Origin of the sequence: Streptomyces fuscichromogenes, assembly GCF_014645815.1 — a bacterium.
In the GTDB taxonomy this organism is placed as follows: domain Bacteria; phylum Actinomycetota; class Actinomycetes; order Streptomycetales; family Streptomycetaceae; genus Streptomyces; species Streptomyces fuscichromogenes.
The window spans coordinates 375254-389009 of record NZ_BMML01000003.1 but is presented as its reverse complement, the minus strand read 5'-3'; the positions used below and the strand labels follow the sequence as shown (position 1 = coordinate 389009).

General features: G+C 72.7%; 18 protein-coding genes. 14 read left to right on the top strand and 4 right to left on the bottom strand.

The annotated features are described in order from the left end of the window. Positions 1 to 26 precede the first annotated feature (26 nt). The 14 genes from IEZ11_RS08800 to IEZ11_RS08735 all read left to right on the top strand — a co-directional run bounded on the left by IEZ11_RS08800 (position 27) and on the right by IEZ11_RS08735 (position 9004). Complete coding sequence (locus tag IEZ11_RS08800; RefSeq protein ID WP_189262048.1) at positions 27 to 518, top strand: gas vesicle structural protein GvpA; 492 nt, start codon at positions 27 to 29, stop codon at positions 516 to 518. Positions 519 to 520: 2 nt separating this feature from the next. After that, complete coding sequence (locus tag IEZ11_RS08795) at positions 521 to 1234, top strand: GvpL/GvpF family gas vesicle protein (protein ID WP_189262047.1); 714 nt, start codon at positions 521 to 523, stop codon at positions 1232 to 1234. A 12-nt stretch (positions 1235 to 1246) separates the two neighbouring features. Further along, on the top strand, positions 1247 to 1501 hold the full coding sequence (locus IEZ11_RS08790; RefSeq protein WP_189262046.1) for a gas vesicle protein GvpG: 255 nt from the start codon (positions 1247 to 1249) through the stop codon (positions 1499 to 1501). Between the two features lie 21 nt (positions 1502 to 1522). Next, complete coding sequence (locus tag IEZ11_RS08785; RefSeq protein ID WP_373294865.1) at positions 1523 to 1963, top strand: gas vesicle protein; 441 nt, start codon at positions 1523 to 1525, stop codon at positions 1961 to 1963. Further along, positions 1956 to 2819, top strand: a complete 864-nt coding sequence (locus tag IEZ11_RS08780; RefSeq protein ID WP_189262045.1) for a GvpL/GvpF family gas vesicle protein — start codon at positions 1956 to 1958, stop codon at positions 2817 to 2819. The genes IEZ11_RS08785 and IEZ11_RS08780 overlap by 8 nt, the downstream gene beginning before the upstream one ends. Further along, positions 2816 to 3049, top strand: a complete 234-nt coding sequence (locus IEZ11_RS08775) for a gas vesicle protein (protein WP_189262044.1) — start codon at positions 2816 to 2818, stop codon at positions 3047 to 3049. The genes IEZ11_RS08780 and IEZ11_RS08775 overlap by 4 nt, the downstream gene beginning before the upstream one ends. Then, the gene (locus IEZ11_RS08770; RefSeq protein ID WP_189262043.1) at positions 3046 to 3474 is read left to right on the top strand and encodes a gas vesicle protein K; all 429 of its coding nucleotides are present in this window, start codon (positions 3046 to 3048) and stop codon (positions 3472 to 3474) included. The genes IEZ11_RS08775 and IEZ11_RS08770 overlap by 4 nt, the downstream gene beginning before the upstream one ends. 82 nt (positions 3475 to 3556) lie before the next feature. Continuing rightward, on the top strand, positions 3557 to 3730 hold the full coding sequence (locus IEZ11_RS08765; protein ID WP_189262042.1) for a CsbD family protein: 174 nt from the start codon (positions 3557 to 3559) through the stop codon (positions 3728 to 3730). A gap of 195 nt (positions 3731 to 3925) precedes the next feature. Then, a complete protein-coding gene (locus IEZ11_RS08760; protein ID WP_229712888.1) occupies positions 3926 to 4492 on the top strand; it encodes a GNAT family N-acetyltransferase in 567 nt (188 codons plus the stop codon). Between the two features lie 151 nt (positions 4493 to 4643). Continuing rightward, entirely contained in the window at positions 4644 to 4982 is a 339-nt protein-coding gene (locus IEZ11_RS08755; protein WP_189262041.1) for a hypothetical protein, read from the top strand. A gap of 37 nt (positions 4983 to 5019) precedes the next feature. Further along, on the top strand, positions 5020 to 5604 hold the full coding sequence (locus tag IEZ11_RS08750; RefSeq protein WP_189262040.1) for a hypothetical protein: 585 nt from the start codon (positions 5020 to 5022) through the stop codon (positions 5602 to 5604). A gap of 75 nt (positions 5605 to 5679) precedes the next feature. Further along, positions 5680 to 5883, top strand: a complete 204-nt coding sequence (locus IEZ11_RS08745; RefSeq protein ID WP_189262039.1) for a hypothetical protein — start codon at positions 5680 to 5682, stop codon at positions 5881 to 5883. A 245-nt stretch (positions 5884 to 6128) separates the two neighbouring features. Then, on the top strand, positions 6129 to 7502 hold the full coding sequence (locus IEZ11_RS08740) for a cryptochrome/photolyase family protein (protein ID WP_189262229.1): 1374 nt from the start codon (positions 6129 to 6131) through the stop codon (positions 7500 to 7502). Continuing rightward, positions 7499 to 9004 carry a cryptochrome/photolyase family protein gene (locus tag IEZ11_RS08735; protein WP_189262038.1) on the top strand — a complete coding sequence of 502 codons (1506 nt, stop codon included), beginning with the start codon at positions 7499 to 7501 and terminating at the stop codon, positions 9002 to 9004. Before IEZ11_RS08740 ends, IEZ11_RS08735 begins: the two co-directional genes overlap by 4 nt. Before the next feature lie 20 nt (positions 9005 to 9024). Here the strand turns inward: IEZ11_RS08735 and IEZ11_RS08730 are convergent, their stop codons facing one another. From IEZ11_RS08730 to IEZ11_RS08715, 4 genes are all read right to left on the bottom strand, one after another. Continuing rightward, complete coding sequence (locus IEZ11_RS08730; protein WP_373294878.1) at positions 9025 to 9918, bottom strand: cobalamin-dependent protein; 894 nt, start codon at positions 9916 to 9918, stop codon at positions 9025 to 9027. 104 nt (positions 9919 to 10022) lie between these two features. Further along, positions 10023 to 10649 carry an RNA polymerase sigma factor gene (locus tag IEZ11_RS08725; RefSeq protein ID WP_189262036.1) on the bottom strand — a complete coding sequence of 209 codons (627 nt, stop codon included), beginning with the start codon at positions 10647 to 10649 and terminating at the stop codon, positions 10023 to 10025. Between the two features lie 150 nt (positions 10650 to 10799). Then, on the bottom strand, positions 10800 to 12932 hold the full coding sequence (locus IEZ11_RS08720) for an MMPL family transporter (RefSeq protein WP_229712887.1): 2133 nt from the start codon (positions 12930 to 12932) through the stop codon (positions 10800 to 10802). A 222-nt stretch (positions 12933 to 13154) separates the two neighbouring features. Continuing rightward, positions 13155 to 13595, bottom strand: coding sequence for a MarR family winged helix-turn-helix transcriptional regulator (locus IEZ11_RS08715; RefSeq protein WP_229712922.1), 441 nt, complete (start codon positions 13593 to 13595; stop codon positions 13155 to 13157). Between the last annotated feature and the right edge of the window lie 161 nt (positions 13596 to 13756).

Here is a 13756-nt window from a genome sequence, read left to right as displayed (position 1 = left end):
ACCAGGGGGCGGCGAAGGGAGGCGCCATGACTGTGGTGCCACAGGGCGGAACGAGCCTGTCGCGCGGCAGCACGAGCAGCCTGTACGACGTCCTGGATCTGATTCTCGACCGCGGCCTCGTCATCGACGTCTTCGTCCGTGTGTCTCTCGTCGGCATCGAGATACTCAAGATCGACGCCCGCATCGTCGTAGCCAGCGTGGACACCTATCTCCGCTTCGCCGAGGCGTGCAACCGCCTCGACCTCGAATCAGGCAGCAAACAGCCCACCCAGCTCACCGACCTCGTCGGCGAGGTCACCGAGGGCGGGGCCGAAGGCAAGGCCAAGGGAGCCCTGACCGGCGCTGTGGAGGCCGTCAGGAACACCCTGACCGGCGACGACGAGGAAGAAAACGCGGAAGAGGAGTACGACGCGGACGAGGACGGCGAAGGTGCCCAGGAGGAACCCGAATACGAGGAGGAGCCCCGGCAGCGGCGTCGTCGACAGGCCAGAACGGCCTCCCGGCGACCGAGGGAGTGACCATGGCCGTCTACGTGTACTCCATCACCTCGAACGACCACCCGACAAAGCTGGACGGTCTGCACGGCGTCGGTGATCCTCCCGGCACGCTGCGCACGGTGACCGCCGGAGTTCTGTGTGCGGTCGTCAGTGACGCGCCCGAGGACCTGCGTCCCAGGCGGCGTGACGTCCTGGCTCACCAGGAGGTCCAGGAGCGGCTGATGGCCGACGGTGCCGTGCTGCCGCTGCGGTTCGGCATGACGGCCGACAGCGACGAAACCGTTCGGGCGGCTCTGGAGGACAGGGCGGACGAATACCAGGAACGGTTGCGGAGCCTGGAAGGCGCCACCGAGTACAACCTGAAGTGCTCATGGGAAGAGGAAGCGCTCTTGCGCCGGATCCTGCTGGAGTCCGACGAGGCTCGCGAACTCAACACCGTCCTGCGGAGCGGGTCCGGTACCCCGCAGATGTCACTCGCGCTCGGCGAACTGGTCGCGCAGGAAGCCGATGCGCGACAACAGGCTCTCGCCAAGGGCATCGTCGAGGCGCTGCGCCCGTACGTGTTCGACGAGAGCCTCTCGCTCCCCGGCGGCCATGACTTCCTCAGCGTCTCCTTCCTGGTCCGAGCGGACAAGGAGGAGATGTTCCTGGCCACGGGGATCAGCCTGGCCAACCAACTGGGCGAGGAGTGCGAGGTCCGACTGCGCGGACCTCTGCCCCCGTACAGTTTCGTGTGAGAGGCACGGCTCATGGGCTTGCTGACTCAACTCCTCACCTTCCCGCTGGCGCCCGTACGCGGCGTGGGCTGGGTCGTCGACCGGGTGGTCGAGGCCGCCGAACGGGAGTACTACGACCCCGAGCCCGTCGAGCGCGAACTGGCCGAGCTGGAGCGGGCACTGCTGGCGGGCCGTATCGACCAGGCGGGCTTCGACGAGCGGGAGGACCAGCTCCTCGACCGTCTGGAAGAGATCGCGGCCCATCGGCGGGGCGACCACGCTTCCTGAGCCGGAATCGAGGTGGTTGCGGTGTCGGAATCCCCGGTCGACCGGCTGAGCACGTACCCCTCCCGGGCAACGGCTCCCTACGGCTACGACCACGGCTCCTCGGCGAACCTGGCCGACATCCTGGAGCGCGTCCTGGACAAGGGCATCGTCATCGCAGGGGACATCCGGATCAATCTCCTCGACATCGAACTGCTCACCGTCAAACTCCGGCTCATCGTCGCCTCCGTCGACAAGGCCAGGGAAATGGGCATCGACTGGTGGGAACACGACCCGTCGCTCTCCTCCCGCGCCGACGACCGTGCACTGGCCGAGGAGAACAGACGCCTGCACGCGGAGATCGAAGCCCTGCGAGGCGAGCGGGAGCTGACGCGCGAGGAGCCAGGGGCGACCGTCGAGCGGCGCCACCGCTCGTCGCGGCGGCCCTCCGCCCCTCGGCGCGGGAACGGGATCGCCGATGACTGAAAGGGTCGCTTATGCCTACGCCGTGCTGCGCGCCGTAGAAGGCCTCGGCACGGTCCTGGAGGGCGTGGAAGGCGTGGCGGGGGCTCCCGTCCGCCTGCTGCCGGAAGGCTCTGGGGGCGCGCTGGCCGCCGCTGTGAGTTCGGTGCCCGCCCGGGACTTCGAGGAAGATGCCCTGCGACGCCATCTGGAGGACCTGGACTGGCTTGAGGCCGTTGCCCGCGCCCATCACGGCGTGATCGAGGCCCTTGGCGCGCGCACCACCGTGCTGCCGATGCGGCTCGCCACGGTGTACCTGGACGACGGGCGCGTGGAGGCGATGCTGCGCGCCGAGGCCGACGAGTTCTCGCGAACCCTGCGACGGCTGGCGGGACACCTCGAATGGGGCGTGAAGATCTACGTGGAGCCGCAGCCGGACACGCAGGCCACCGGCGCGTCGTCGGCGGTGGCCGGCACGGCTGACGGGCTCAGTCCGGGCCGGGCCTATCTGCGTGCCCGTCGTTCCCAGCGGCACTCCCGTGACGAGTCCTACCGGGCCGCCCGGCAGGCCGCCGAACGCGTCGAGGCGATCGGCCGCGCCCTGGCGGCCGGCCACGCCCGGCACCGGGTTCAGCAGGGAGAGCTCGCCGCCGGCGCCGGAGAGAACGTCGTCAACGACGCCTACCTTCTCTCGCGCGACGCGGCAGCGGAATTCCGTACCAGGGTCCTCGACGCCGGCCAGGATCTGCCCGGTGTACGGATCGACGTCACCGGGCCCTGGGCGCCGTACTCCTTCGCCGCCCCGCCAGACGCGCGGAGCCCGGCGCCGGACCATGCGCCGGACCGGGCGCCGGACCGGGCGCCGGACCGGGCGCCATGAACGACGTGGAGCAGCTCCCTGGGGCCGAGCCGCTGGCACAGCGCCAGGTCGCTCTCGTCGACCTGCTCGACCGCCTGCTCAGCGGAGGCGTCGTCGTCACCGGGGACCTGGTCCTGTCGATCGCCGACATCGACCTGGTCCGTATCTCGCTACGGGCCCTGATCGTCTCCGTGAGCGCGCAGAACCCGTCACCGTGGACGGCAGCCGCTCATCCCGAGGACAGGGCATGACGGGCGCGGCGGCCGACCGGCATCCCGATCCGCCGGACCGCCTGGCGGAGGTCTCCGACGCGGCCGACCGGGCCTTCCGGGCCTTCCGGCTGCTGCCCGCCGTACCGGACGACGCCCGAGAGTCCGGGCCGCCGCACCCCGCCCACCGCATCAGCGCCGACCCGGACACCGTCGAACGGGACCTGGTCAGGCTCGTCCTCACCCTGGTCGAACTCCTGCGCCAGCTCATGGAACGCCAGGCGCTGCACCGCGTCGACCAGGGGGACCTCACCGAGGAGCAGGAGGAGCGGCTGGGCTCCACGCTCATGATCCTCCACGATCGCATGTCCGGCCTGTGCGCCGACTACGGCCTGACCCTGGAGGACCTCAACCTGGACCTCGGCCCGCTCGGCACACTGCTCCCACCTGTTCGTCCCGACGATTGACCGCCACCCCGTTTTCACTGCCCCATAAGGGGCACTCGGACCGCGTACACGACTTCCCACAGGCCTAGGAGGGTGAACGACGATGGCCGGAGGGCAAAAGGCAAAGGGCAAGATCGAAGAGGTCACGGGAAAGACCAAGGAGGCGGTCGGCCGTAGCGTGGGCAACGAGCGTATGACGGCCGAAGGACAGGCCAAGAAATCGAAGGGCGCGGCCCGCCAGGCCAAGGAGAAGACGAAGGACGTTTTCAAGCACTGAAAACGAAGATGCCGAGCGGGATCTCGTTTCGGAGATCCCGCTCCTTTGTGCCGTCGGACCTCGGCGTGGTCCGAGGACTTCCACGAACGCCGGTGGATACGCCTGCCGACTCGCCGAGAAAACCCGTTGCGAGCGACCCGCGTCGGATGTCTAATTGACCGGCCACCGATCACGGGAGGGATCATCAGTACATCGTTGCCCACTCCCTCGTTGCACACCGCTCGCCTTCGACTGCGTGCCTTCGAAGACGCGGATGCGAACGACCTCTTCGAGCTGCACAGCAGCGCCTACGTGCTGCGCTACTGGGACTCGCCACCCTGGCACGAACGCGTGCGCGCCGAGAAGTTCATCACGGCCTGCCGGCAGATGGCGCAGGAGGGCACCGGGGCGCGGCTGGCCGTGGATCGTGTCTCGGACGGGGCGTTCATCGGCTGGTGCACCTTGAACAGGTGGAATCCGGACTTCCGCAGCGCGTCGCTCGGCTACTGCTACGACGACGCGGCGTGGGGACACGGCTACGCGACCGAGGCCGCGCGTGCTCTGCTCCGGTGGGCCTTCGACACGCTGGACCTGAATCGCGTCCAGGCCGAGACCGATACGCGCAACGTGGCTTCTGCCCGCGTGCTGGAGAAGCTCGGCTTCGTGCGTGAGGGGACGTTGCGGGAGGACTGCGTCGTCAACGGCGAGGTCTCCGACTCGTGGGTCTACGGGCTGATCAGGCGGGAGTGGCAGTCGTCGGCCGAGTCGGTTCCCGCGCCCTGAGCCTTTTCGACCAAAGCCAACCTTCGTCGGTGCAAGTTCCTGGCGCCTGCCGTGGAAGCTCCGCTGCGACACCACCCGCATCACCGACCTGGCCAAGGCTGTCCTGACCGCAACCTGAGGAGCAGGCCTCACCGCCACCTATACTCCTGGGGTGTCTGATACATCGAACTTCCTCCATGTTTCGTCCGTGCTCAATCGGCGGTCGATCTCGCGGCATGGCCTGGACTGGACCCGGATGGGCGCCGCACCGGGAATCGCCGGCAGCGGCCGCCCTGAGGTGGAGGGGATCTTCGTCTGCCGAGGCGAGGAGGAGGCAGATTTCCTCCTTCAGATCAACAACACTGGTGGGCCGGTTGATCTGTGGTCCGTGGACGGCATCGATGAGGGATCGCTCCTCGACAACGGCAACGGGTTCGTCTACCTGCCCGACCGCATACCAGCCGCGCGGGTCCGCCTCGTGCGACCGGACGTTCCTCAGCTTGGTTTCTGACTTCGCGCGACGTGGCGGCTGCGCGGACGATGGCCTCATGAACGGGGAGGAAGCCGACGCAGCCATTCGCTCCCAGGAGGAGCCCGCGCAGCAGAGGCCCAAGAAGCTCCTGCTGGTTCACAGCCGCACGGCCCAGACTCGTGCCGACGCCCTCCGCCCCCGGTACGACCAGCGATCCAGGCGGCGCGCCACCGCGAAGCCGGAGGCGTTGAAGGCCCTTTACGACGCCTTCGAGTGGATCCGCGGGGGGAACCGGGCTCCGGGTGGCTTCAAGCGCGCTCGACCCGACATCGCGATCGGAATCGTTTACGACATTGCGGTGCAGCTAGCCGAGACATGCCGGGATGCCCGGGTCGTCGGGCCGGCCCTCCATGTTCCTCAGCCCGAACATCCTCCGCGGCACGGCAAGATCGCCGATGGGGTGTTGGCACGGAACGTTGCCGAATCCCTCACCGCTGTTGTCGCCCAGGGCCACGCACTCGACCGGGACCTTGCCGCGGCCACGGGCACTCCCCCGCTGCCTGCCCTGAAGGAGTGGTCGGACTCGGTGCGGAACAGCGGCGCCGGCTTCAACTTGCATGGGGCGTACCTGGAGGAATTGATGGAGCGTCTGCCCGAGTAAACGGAGGCGTCCGGACAGGGCGAGCGGCCTGGCGCGGTCACGATCAACGGGAAGTTCGTCGCGATCAACACCCCCGTGACCAACAGTCATCTTGCCGTGGGCGAGCGGGTGACCCGTATCGGCGCGACCGTCCAAGCCGTCGCTGATCGCGGCCACACAGACGTTGCGGCCGCCATCCGCGCTCTGACCGAGGCAGTCCAGCACACCCCGGAATTCACCGAGGACCAGCGGGACGAACTCCTCGACCACGTCGCCGACGTGGTCGGCGAGCTGGGTTGACGCCCCGGCCGCGGAGACGATCATGGCCATAGCGGCCTTGGCACGGCTGAGTCCGCGGGGCTCATCCGGTGCGGCCGCCGCACCCTCACCCTCACCCGCCGTTGGCGTCGATCGCCTCCCACCGGCCGTCGTCGCGGACGCGCCATCACCCGATCGGGGGACTGACGGCGGCCCGCCGCATCCGGCGGCGGGCCACGGGGCGAAACCATTCGAGAACGCCCTCGTCGGAAGCGGAAGTGAGCCCCATGCAGACCTCGGTCGTCGTCTACACCTGCGATCTGCGCCTGTCGGACCATCCGCCGCTGCGCGCGGCGCTGCACGGCGGAGGCCGGGTGGTGCCGCTGTTCGTGCGTGACCGGTCCGTGGACGGAGCGGGTTTCGCCGCGCCGAACCGGCTCGCGTTCCTCGCCGACTCTCTGCGGGACCTGGACGCCCGGCTGCGGGAGCGGGGCGGCCGGCTGGTGCTGCGCGAGGGCGACACGGTCACGGAGGTGTGCCGGGTGGCCGCCGAGGCGGACGCCGACGAGGTGCACATGGCGGGTGACGTGAGCGCCTTCGCGAACGCGCGCGAACAGCGGCTGCGGCGAGCCCTTGAGGCCGACGGGCGGCGCCTGTACGTGCATGACACGGTGAGCACCGCCGTGGCACCGGGCGCGGTGACGCCGGCCGCCTCCGACCACTTCGCGGTGTTCACGCCGTACTTCCGGCGCTGGTCCGCCGAGGGGCTGCGGGACGTGCTGGATCCGCCGCGCGCGATCACCGTGCCCGAGGAGGTGGGCTCCGCCGCGCTGCCGGAACGCGGCGACGTGAGCGGGGTGTCACCGGGACTGTGCGCGGGCGGTGAGACGGAGGGGCGGCGCAGGCTCACCGCGTGGCTGCGTTCCGGCGTGGACGCCTACGAGGAGCGGCACGACGACCTGGCGGGCGACGCCACCTCCCGGCTCTCCCCCCACCTGCACTTCGGCACGCTGTCGCCGGTCGAGGCGGTGCAGCGGGCGCGCAAGGCGGGCGGCACGGGCGCGGAGGCGTTCGTACGGCAGGTCGCCTGGCGCGACTTCCACCGTCAGGTGCTCGCCGCCCGACCGGACGCCGCCGCCCACGACTACCGGACCCACCGTGACCGGTGGCGCACCGGAAGGAGCGCGGAGGCCGAGGCCGAGGCGTGGCGGGCCGGCCGCACCGGCTACCCGGTGGTGGACGCGGCGATGCGGCAGCTGAGCCACGAGGGCTGGATGCACAACCGGGGCCGACTGCTGGTCGCGAGCTTCCTCACCAAGACGCTCTACGTCGACTGGCGGGTGGGCGCCCGGCACTTCCTGGACCTGCTGGTCGACGGTGACGTGGCGAACAACCAGCTGAACTGGCAGTGGATGGCCGGTACGGGCACCGACACCCGGCCCAACCGGGTGCTCAACCCGGTCGTCCAGGGCAAGCGGTACGACCCGGACGGGGTGTACGTGCGGCGCTGGGTGCCGGAACTGGCGGACGTGCGGGGGGCCGAGGTGCACGAGCCGTGGAGACTTCCGGGGCTGGAGCGAGCGAGCACCGACTACCCCGAGCCGGTGGTGTCCCTGCCGGAGGGCCTGGACCGCTTCCGGCGGGCCCGGGGACGGGCATGACGACCCCGCACTGGCTCTTCGGCGATCAGCTCGGGCCGCACTTCCTCGCGCCCGGCGGCGCGGACGGGCCGGGCCGCGGGGCGCCCGTGGTGATGATCGAGGCCAGGTCGGTCTTCCGGCGGCGCCGCTTCCACCGGGCCAAGGCGCATTTGGTGCTCTCCGCGATGCGGCACCGCGCGGCGGAACTGGGCGGGCGGGTCAGGTACGTACAGGCCGAGACCTACCGTGAGGGCCTGCGGCGCGCGGTGGACGGCGGGCCGGTCACGGTGTGCCACCCCACCTCGTACGCGGCGCTGCGGCTGGTGCGGTCGCTGCCCGGGGTACGGGTGCTGCCGGCCCGGGGGTTCCTGGTGGCGCACGAGGAGTTCGCCGACTGGGCCGGCCGGCGCACCGGGCGGCTGCTCCAGGAGGACTTCTACCGCTGGGTGCGCCGGGAGCACGACCTGCTGATGGACGGCGACCGGCCGGCCGGCGGCCGTTTCGACCACGACCACGACAACCGCGAGCCCCCGCCGCGCGGTGTCCGGAAGCTCGACGTGCCGGGCCCGTACCGGCCGCGCGAGGACGACATCGACGCCGAGGTCCGCGAAGACCTCGACCGGTGGGAACGCGAGGACGGGGTGCGGTTCGTCGGCCGGGACGGGCCGCGCCGCTTCCCCGCCACGCGCCGGGAGGCGCTGTCGGCCCTGCGCCGTTTCCTGGCGCACCGGCTCGCGTCCTTCGGGCCGTACGAGGACGCGATGCTCGCCGGCTCCCCGGAGATGAGCCACAGCCTGCTGTCGTCCTCGCTGAACCTGGGGCTGCTGGACCCGGCGGAGTGCGTGGCGGGCGCCGAGCGGGCCTGGCGGGAGGGTGCCGTCCCGGTGAACAGCGCGGAGGGCTTCGTACGGCAGATCGCGGGCTGGCGGGAGTACGTCTGGCAGCTGTACTGGCACTTCGGCGAGGAGTACCGGTACGGCAACGCGCTCGGGCACACGCAGGAGCTGCCGGAGTACTTCGCCGAGCTGGACGCGGACGCGGTCACCGCGCGCTGTCTGGCCGGCGTGCTCGCCCAGGTGCGCGACACCGGGTGGACGCACCACATCCCCCGCCTGATGGTGCTGGGCAGCCACGCCCTGCAGCGCGGCTGGGACCCGGCCGCGGTGACCGACTGGTTCCACCGCTGCTTCGTCGACGGCTACGACTGGGTGATGGTGCCGAACGTGGTGGGCATGTCCCAGTACGCGGACGGCGGCAGGATGACCACCAAGCCGTACACGTCGGGCGGCGCCTACCTGCACCGCATGAGCGACCTGTGCGACGGCTGCGCCTACCGGCCCACCGAGCGCACCGGTCCGCGCGCGTGTCCCTACACCGCCGGGTACTGGGCCTTCCTGCACCGGCACCGGCGGCTGCTGGCGGGCAACGCCCGCATGCGGCGCGCGGTCCAGGGCCTGGACCGGCTCGGCGACCTCGACGACGTGCTCGGGCAGGAGCGCGGGAGGCGCGCGGAGATCCCGTGAGAGCGCGGGCGGCCCTCGGTTCACCCCGCGCCGCACAGCGCGCGCAGCGCTTCCACGGCCTGTGCCAGTCCGGCCGGTCTGAGCACGCCGGCCGGCTGGGAGCGGCCCCAGCCGGGGCCGCCCAGCAGGACCGCCGGCCCGCGCCGCGCCCCCTTCATGCCCCAGCGCTGTCCGGCGACCTGCCGGGCCAGGGCCGGAGCCGCCCGGACGCTCTCCTGGGCCCACAGGAAGACCGCGACCGGGCCTAGCCTGCGCACCGCCGCGTCCAGCGCCTCGACGGGCACCGCCGCTCCCAGCATGCGCACCGGCAGGCCCTCGCGGCCGAGCGCCGCGTGCAGCGCCTCCAGGGGCAGGGTGTGCTGTTCGCCGGGCGCGCAGGCCAGCAGGACGCAGCCGGCCGTCGGGGAGGGCACCGGGACGGCGGGCGGCGCGCTGCGGCGCAGCACGGTGGAGACATGCCAGGCCAGCAGGTGCTCCACCTCGACGTACTGGTCCTCGGAGGAGGCCCAGCGGCGTCCCACGGCGTGCAGGGTGGGCACCATCACCTCCTGCCAGGCGACCACGACGCCGTACCGCTCGACGGCGGCGGTGAGCTGCTCCTCCAGGGCCGGGGCGTCCAGCCGGACGGCGGCGCGGGCCAGCCCGCGGCACTCCAGGCGCACGTCGCCGAGCGGCAGCGCGCCGGCGGCCCGCGAGCGACCCGCGGGCGCGGGCGCGGTCTCCGTCGTGGGTGGCGGGGCGGGGGCGGCCGTCCGGGCGGAGCGGGCCGCGTCGGCCGGCGGGATGCCGGTCGCCGTCAGCCGGCACATCTCCTCGACCGTCGCCACGTCCGCGGCCGTCCAGCGGCGGTGCCCGCCCTCGGTGCGCGCGGTCGGCCCGATACCGTAGCGGCGGTCCCACGAGCGCAGGGTCATGGGCGAGACGCCGAGGCGGCGGGCGAGCACACCGGTGGTCAGTCCGGCGCCGCCCGGCACGGCGGACGGCTCGGGCGGCGGCGACTCGTCGAAGTCCACGGCGGTCACGCGCTCCTCTCGACGGCCCGTTCCGCGGCCCGTTCGCCGGCCCCTGTCCCGACCAGGCTCCGCTCCATGCGCAGCAGACCGCGCCGGGCGTGGCTCTTGACCGTACCCAGCGGCCAGCCGGTGACGTGGGCGATCTGCGTCTGCGTGAGGTCACCGTAGAAGGCCAGGCACAGCACCCGCCGTTGGGCCTCGGGGAGCCGGCGCAGCTCCCGGGTGACGTCCACCCGGTCCAGGACCGCGTCCTGCGCGTACGACGGGTCCGGCACCCGGGTCGACTCGCGGGCGGCCGCCGCGGCCGCGACGTCCGTGCGCCGGGTTCGCGCGGACAGCGCGTCGGCGATCTTGCGGCGGGTGATGCCCACCAGCCAGGCGGACAGCGGACCGCGGCCCGGGGAGTAGCCCCCGCGGCCGCGCCAGGCCGCGAGGAACACCGTCTGGGTGATGTCCTCGGCCTCGGTCCCGTCGCCCAGCGACTGCCGTGCCAGGGACAGGACGAGCGGCGCCCAACGGCGGTAGACCGCCTCCAGGCCGCCCTCCTCCCCGGCCGCGAAACGCAGCGCCAGATCGCGCTCCGGGTCCGCCACCGGCACGGGCGGGACTTCGGTCACGGCGATCGCGGTCATCCGGCTGCTCCTTGTGCGGGAGGCTCGCTGCCTCACCACCACCGTCCGTCCGGCGCCCCGGCGGGAGCAACTCGCATCGAGTCTGCATCGAGTCACCGGACCTGCGGGCGGGACCTGCCGTGCCCCGCCCGGACGGTGGCCGTCAGGTGCTCAGACGCCGTCCTCCCCCTGGAGGGCGGGGCAGGGCTGCAGGTCCGGTACGGGGGTACGACCGGCCGGATCCCCGGCGCCGGGCCGGGTGGGCCACCACACCCGGTCCCCGGCGTCCCGGACCAGCGCCGGTACCAGCAGGGAGCGCACCACCAGGGTGTCCAGCAGTACGCCGAAGGCGACGATGAAGGCGATCTGCACCAGGAATGCCAGCGGAATCACGCCGAGCGCGGCGAAGGTGGCGGCGAGCACCACGCCCGCGGAGGTGATGACCCCGCCGGTGGTGACGAGCCCGCGCCGGACCCCTTCGCGGGTGCCGTGCCGCAGGGTCTCCTCCCGGACCCGGGACATCAGGAAGATGTTGTAGTCGACGCCGAGGGCGACCAGGAAGACGAACCCGTACAGCGGTACGGACGGGTCGGTCCCGCTGAAGCCGAACAGGTTGCCGAAGACCAGCGCCGCCACGCCGAGGGTCGCCGTGAAGTTGAGGGCGACGGTCAGCACCAGCAGGACGGGCACCGCCACGGAGCGGAGCAGCAGCACGAGGATGGCCAGGATGACGGCGAGCACCACCGGGACGATGACCGTGCGGTCGCGTTCGGCGGCGCGCAGGGTGTCGTACTGCTGCGCGGTGTAACCGCCGACCAGGGCGTTCGCACCGGGCAGGGTGTGCAGCGCGGTGCGCAGCCGGGCCACGGTGTCGCGGGCGGCCTGCGTGTCGGGGGCCGCCTGCGCGGTCGCCTCGAACCTGACCCGGCCGTCCACCACCCGCGGTCCGGCCGCCGGACGGCCCTCGCCGCCGGTCGCGGTGACCGACGCGATGCCGGCGGTGTCGCGCACGGTGCGTGCCACCCGGTCGGCCGCGGCGGCGTCGGCGAGGACCACCACGGGGGTGCCCGCACCGGCCGGGAAGTGCCGGGCCAGGGTCTGCTGGGCGGCCACGGACGGCACATGCCGTACGAACGTCTCGTCCAGCGGCACGCCGCGGGAGTCCAGGGTGAGGGCGCCCGCCGAGCAGACGAGCAGTCCGGTCAGCGCGAGGGCCCACACCCGGCGCGGTGCCCGGTCGACCAGCTGGGCGACGCGCTGCCAGAGCCGGGTCGCGCCACCGGCCGCGATCCCGGGCCTGGCGGGCCAGTAGGCGCGGCGGCCGAGGAGGGCCAGGACGGCCGGCAGGAAGGTGAGGGCGCTCAGCGCGGCGCAGGCGATCCCGACGGCGCCGACCGGCCCGAGCGCCCGGTTGTTGGTGAGGTCGCTGAGCAGCAGCGCGATCAGGCCGAGGGCGACGGTGCCGGCGCTGGCGAGGACGGCCGGGGCCGACCGGCGCAGGGCGGCGCGGGCGGCGTCGTACCGGTCCCGGCCCGCGGCCAGTTCCTCCCGGCAGCGGGCGGTGACCAGCAGCGCGTAGTCCGTGGCGGCGCCGATGACGAGGATCGAGAGGATGCCCTGCACCTGGCCGTCCACGCGCACCAGGCCGTGGCCGGCGAGGACGTAGACGACGGCGCACGCCAGTCCCAGGGCGAACACCGCGCCGGTGATGACCACGAGCGGCAGCAGCAGCGAGCGGTAGACCAGCAGCAGGATGACGAGGACGGCGGCCAGGGCGACCGCGAGCAGTACCCCGTCGATACCGGAGAAGGCGTCCGCCAGGTCGGCCTGGGTGGCGGCCGGGCCGGCGAGCCGCACCCGGGTGCCGGGGATCTCGGCCGCCGCCCGGACCCGTTCCAGCGTGGGCGCGAGCCGGTCGCCCAGGTCGGGGCGGAGCGGCACGACGGCCTGGAGGGCGGCGCGGTCCTGCGAGAGGAGGGCGGGGGACGGGGTTCCGGCCGTGCCGGGTGTGCCGGCGAGCGCGGCCATCGCGGCGGTGGCCGTGCGCTGCTGCGCGCCGGCGCTCTTCTCGCCGTCGGCGGTCCACACGACGATGACCGGCAGGGTCTCGCGCTGCTGGAAGGCGGTCTGGTCGCGCAGGACACGGGTCGACTCGGCGCTGCGGGGCAGGAAGGCGGCCCGGTCGTTGGTGGCGACCTCGCCCAGCCGTCCGGCGAAGGGTCCCAGCAGGGCCCCGACCACCAGCCAGACGGCGACCAGGGCGAGCGGGACGAGCACGCGGGTGCGGTGGTGCGGCGGTGTCATGCGACTCCTCGGGGCGAGCGGGGACGGCAGGGGCGTACGGGGGGATGCCGGCGGTGTACCGACGTACCGGGGGTGTACCGGGGGGAGAAAACTCGACGGTAAACAATCTCAATGATCGAGTAATGTCAATCGGCGAGGTGTCTCACCGCTGCTTCTCCGTGGACCGGCCGATCGGATGCAGGCGCGGATCCGGCGGTCGCCGGCCGCGGCCCGGACCGTGCCTCAGCGACCGGCGGGTTCCCCGGGTATCCGGGCCAGGATGTCGTTCAGCTCCGTCAGGAACCGCAGGGCCACGGCCAGTTCGTGTGCGTCGAAGTCCGCCCCGGCCTGGCGCAGGGCGTCGGCGAGGGGCCGGAAGTGGCTTCGGGCGGCGGCGCGGGCGTCGGCGACGTACTGGAGGTGCACCACCCTGCGGTCGGCGTCCTCGCGCACCCGGCGGACATGTCCGGCGCGCTCCAGCCGGTCGACGCAGGCGGTGACCGCGCCCGAGGTGAGACCGAGCAGCGCCCGCAGTCTGGTGGGCGTCATCGGCTCGGGGGTGTCGAGGATGGCGGCCAGCGCCTGTACGTCGGTGGCGTGCAGGTTCTGCCGGGCCGCGTACTGCTGGATGACCCGGCCGATCTCGCCGTGCATGCGACGCAGCTGCACCGCGAAGGCCGACAGGTCGCCCGCGAAGGCGGGCGGTTCACCGGCGGCGGTGAGTTCAGCGGCGGAGGCGGAGCGGTCCGCGGCGACGGCCGGCGGCTCACCGGCCGGGGCCGGACCCGCGGCGCCCCCTGCGCGCCGCCGCGCCGGGTGCCCGCCGCTCGCTTCCGTGTTCACCG

Bases quoted from the DNA above. Each gene is read 5' to 3' on its own strand.
- IEZ11_RS08800 (WP_189262048.1), top strand. From the start codon at position 27: ATGACTGTGGTGCCACAGGGCGGAACGAGCCTGTCGCGCGGCAGCACG.
- IEZ11_RS08795 (WP_189262047.1), top strand. From the start codon at position 521: ATGGCCGTCTACGTGTACTCCATCACCTCGAACGACCACCCGACAAAG.
- IEZ11_RS08790 (WP_189262046.1), top strand. From the start codon at position 1,247: ATGGGCTTGCTGACTCAACTCCTCACCTTCCCGCTGGCGCCCGTACGC.
- IEZ11_RS08780 (WP_189262045.1), top strand. From the start codon at position 1,956: ATGACTGAAAGGGTCGCTTATGCCTACGCCGTGCTGCGCGCCGTAGAA.
- IEZ11_RS08775 (WP_189262044.1), top strand. From the start codon at position 2,816: ATGAACGACGTGGAGCAGCTCCCTGGGGCCGAGCCGCTGGCACAGCGC.
- IEZ11_RS08770 (WP_189262043.1), top strand. From the start codon at position 3,046: ATGACGGGCGCGGCGGCCGACCGGCATCCCGATCCGCCGGACCGCCTG.
- IEZ11_RS08765 (WP_189262042.1), top strand. From the start codon at position 3,557: ATGGCCGGAGGGCAAAAGGCAAAGGGCAAGATCGAAGAGGTCACGGGA.
- IEZ11_RS08750 (WP_189262040.1), top strand. From the start codon at position 5,020: ATGAACGGGGAGGAAGCCGACGCAGCCATTCGCTCCCAGGAGGAGCCC.
- IEZ11_RS08740 (WP_189262229.1), top strand. From the start codon at position 6,129: ATGCAGACCTCGGTCGTCGTCTACACCTGCGATCTGCGCCTGTCGGAC.
- IEZ11_RS08735 (WP_189262038.1), top strand. From the start codon at position 7,499: ATGACGACCCCGCACTGGCTCTTCGGCGATCAGCTCGGGCCGCACTTC.
- IEZ11_RS08730 (WP_373294878.1), bottom strand. From the start codon at position 9,918: ATGACCCTGCGCTCGTGGGACCGCCGCTACGGTATCGGGCCGACCGCG.
- IEZ11_RS08725 (WP_189262036.1), bottom strand. From the start codon at position 10,649: ATGACCGCGATCGCCGTGACCGAAGTCCCGCCCGTGCCGGTGGCGGAC.
- IEZ11_RS08720 (WP_229712887.1), bottom strand. From the start codon at position 12,932: ATGACACCGCCGCACCACCGCACCCGCGTGCTCGTCCCGCTCGCCCTG.